The sequence below is a fragment of the Bifidobacterium sp. UBA4282 genome (genome assembly GCF_002394995.1).
Taxonomy (GTDB): domain Bacteria; phylum Actinomycetota; class Actinomycetes; order Actinomycetales; family Bifidobacteriaceae; genus Bifidobacterium; species Bifidobacterium pullorum_B.
Genome location: NZ_DGVO01000013.1, coordinates 14,278 through 17,565 on the forward strand (window position 1 = coordinate 14,278; position 3,288 = coordinate 17,565).

Annotated in this window: 1 protein-coding gene and 2 pseudogenes; 2 read left to right on the forward strand and 1 reads right to left on the reverse strand. The window is 62.9% G+C overall.

Annotated elements, in window-relative coordinates; translation table 11 throughout:
* Nucleotides 1–571, reverse strand: a pseudogene (locus B4C31_RS01540) (phosphoketolase); the annotation flags it as partial.
* A gap of 446 nt (nt 572–1,017) precedes the next feature.
* Between B4C31_RS01540 and guaA the strand changes: the two are divergent.
* Complete coding sequence (guaA, locus tag B4C31_RS01545) at nt 1,018–2,580, forward strand: glutamine-hydrolyzing GMP synthase (RefSeq protein ID WP_033514073.1); 1,563 nt, start codon at nt 1,018–1,020, stop codon at nt 2,578–2,580.
* Nucleotides 2,581–2,850: 270 nt separating this feature from the next.
* A pseudogene (locus B4C31_RS01550) lies at nt 2,851–3,288 on the forward strand (IS3 family transposase); the annotation flags it as partial.

Below are 3,288 nucleotides of genomic sequence, written 5' to 3' on the forward strand. Positions count from 1 at the left end.
CCAGCGGGCCGGTCTCGGCTTCGCCGTCGCCGACGATGGCCGGAACGAACAGGCTCGGGTTGTTCATCACAGCGCCGTAAGCGTGAGAGAGGGCGTAACCCAGCTCGCCACCCTCGTGGATCGAACCCGGGGTCTCCGGAGCAAAGTGGGACGGGATACCACCCGGGTAGGAGAACTGGCGGAAGAACTTCTGCAGGCCAGCCTCATCCTTGGTGATGTTCGGGAAGTACTCCGTGTAGGTGCCGTCCAGGTAGGACTGCGAGGTGCCGGCGGGGCCGCCGTGGCCCGGACCCATGATGATCACGGTGTTCTGCTGGTGATCGGCGATGAGTCGGTTGATGTGGCCGATGAGGAAGTTCAGGCCAGGGGTGGTGCCCCAGTGACCCACCAGACGGTGCTTAACATCATTGCGAGTGAACGGTTCCTTCATCAGCGGATTGCTGCGCAGATAAATCTGGCCGATGGACAGATAGTTCGAAGCGCGCCAGTACTTGTCGACGCCTTCGAGAGCTTCCTCGGAAACCGGAGCGTCCAGCTTCTTCCAAGGGGTGCCAATAACAGGACTCGTCATATGTACTCCTGTACTCCTGCACGGTGTTGTGCGATTGATACTTATCGTCGGTCGCGGACCTGCCGGAAACCTTGCGATTCCGCGGTTAGCCCACGTCCAATCGTTCTTAATCCTACGAGGAACGTGCGACTTTGTGGTGATTTTTTGCGGGAGCGTTCGAAATTGTTAGAAAAATTTACCGTATTGTTCATGTTTCGTGGCCGGATTGTGAACACCGAGACTCGCCGGAATATGCCGGAAAACGGCGGAAAGTCAAGCAAAAACGGATTTGCGATTCGCTCGGCGCGTTCGTTTCGCGGGCTCGGATGCGGCGTGTTGGAGGTTGCAATGGTGCGTGTTGTGACATTCTCGAACCGGTTTATCGCGCGTGCCGCGCCGCCGCGGATGTCCCCTTGAACCGCCACAATAGACCTATTCACTCCACCCCGATGAAAGAGGAGAGCTTCATGGCCACAGGTCCGGTTCTTGTTGTTGATTTCGGAGCCCAGTACGCCCAGCTAATCGCCCGCCGCGTGCGTGAGGCGAACGTGTATTCGGAACTGGTGCCCCATTCGATGCCTGTTGATGAGATGCTGGCCAAGGATCCCAAGGCCATCATCCTGTCCGGCGGCCCGGCTTCGGTGTTCGAACCGGGCGCGCCGAGCATCGACCGCAAGGTGTTCGAGGCGGGCGTGCCGGTGCTGGGTATCTGCTACGGCTTCCAGGTTATGGCCTATGAATTGGGCGGCAAGGTGGACAAGGCCGCGTTGGGCGAGTACGGCAAGACCGCCACGGTGATCGACAAGGCCGAGGGTTTGCTGGACGGCTCCCCGGCGGATCAGAGCGTGTGGATGAGCCATGGTGTGGCCGTGGAGGCCGCACCCGAGGGCTTCGAGGTGCTTGCGCACACCGAGGGCGCGCCGGTGGCCGCCATGCAGGATCCCGCGCGCAAGCTGTACGGTGTGCAGTGGCATCCGGAGGTCAAGCACACGCCGATGGGGCAGAAGCTCATCGAGACCTTCCTGCATGAGTGCGCCGGCCTTGGCTCGGATTGGGACGCCTCCAGCATCATCGAGGACCAGGTGGCCAAGATCCGCGCCCAGGTGGGCGACGCCCAGGTGATCTGCGGCTTGTCCGGCGGCGTGGACTCCGCCGTGGCCGCCGCCCTGGTGCACAAGGCCGTCGGCGACCAGCTTACCTGCGTGTTCGTGGATCACGGTCTGCTGCGCAAGGGTGAGGTCGAGCAGGTCAAGCACGACTTCGTGGCCGCCACCGGCATCAAGCTCATCGCCGTGGATGCGGCCGACGACTTCCTGGAGGCGTTGAAGGGTGTCTCCGAGCCGGAGCGCAAGCGCAAGATCATCGGCGAGAAGTTCATCCGCACCTTCGAGAAGGCGCAGCGCCAGGTTATCGAGGAGGCCGGCGCCGAGGGCAAGGAAGTCAAGTTCCTGGTGCAGGGCACGCTCTACCCGGACGTGGTGGAGTCCGGCGGCGGCGACGGCGCGGCCAACATCAAGAGCCACCACAACGTCGGCGGCCTGCCCGAGGACCTGAAGTTCGAACTGGTGGAGCCGTTGCGCACGCTGTTCAAGGACGAGGTCCGCGCCATCGGCACCGAGCTGGGCCTGCCCGACGAGATCGTCTGGCGCCAGCCGTTCCCCGGCCCGGGCCTGGGCATCCGCATCATCGGCGAGATCACCAAGGAGCGTCTGGACCTGCTGCGCGAGGCCGACGCGATCGCCCGCGAGGAGCTCACCAAGGCCGGGCTGGACCGTGACATCTGGCAGTGCCCGGTGGTGCTGCTGGCCGACGTGCATTCCGTTGGCGTCCAGGGCGACGAGCGCACCTACGGTTCGCCGATCGTGCTGCGTCCGGTCAGCTCCGAGGACGCGATGACCGCCGATTGGTCGCGTGTGCCCTACGACGTGCTGGCCACGATCTCGACGCGTATCACCAACGAGTGCCGCCAGATCAACCGCGTGGTGCTCGACGTCACATCGAAGCCGCCGGCAACGATTGAGTGGGAGTAACATCCGCACATTGCAAGGCTTATTTCGTAGCCTGATCTTTATCCAGTGGCTTTGGTTTGCTTGGTTTTTCGTCTGACAAACCTGATAGCCACTGGATTTCTTTTTTGCCGCGTAGCCTTATTAACGAGCATTTAATGAGCAGGACCGCAAGCCAACGGGAGTCACTTCCATTTGCGTCCATTCGAAAGCACAATAATGTGCTGAGAATCCGCATCGGATACCGGGGTGGTGACGGAATGTTGGACTCCTTGAGCGGGAGGAGTCGTCATCGTGGCGAGGTATTCGAGGGAGCAGCGCAGGCGTGCGGTGGAGTTGTACGAGCGGTACGGGCATAGTGCGGCGGACGTGATCCGGGAGCTGGGGTATCCCGGCAAGGGGGCGTTGCGCATGTGGCATCGCGACTGGCTGGAGGAGCGGCGTACGGGGATCCCCTCCAGTCGTGGCGAGCGTTATTCGAGGTACACGGATGGTCAGAGGCGCGCGGCGGTGGAGCACTGCCTGACGCATGGCAGGCGTCTGAGCAGGACCATACGCCAAATGGGGTATCCCAGCCGTGAGGTGCTGGCGGCGTGGATTGACGAGCTGGCGCCCGGGGAGCGCGCGGTCAAGCGCTGCCCGGTGGCGGACGGGGTCAGGCGTATGGCGGTGGCGCGGCTGGTCGCGGGCGGTGTGACGTCGCGGCAGGTCGCGGCCGAGGTGGGCGTGGAG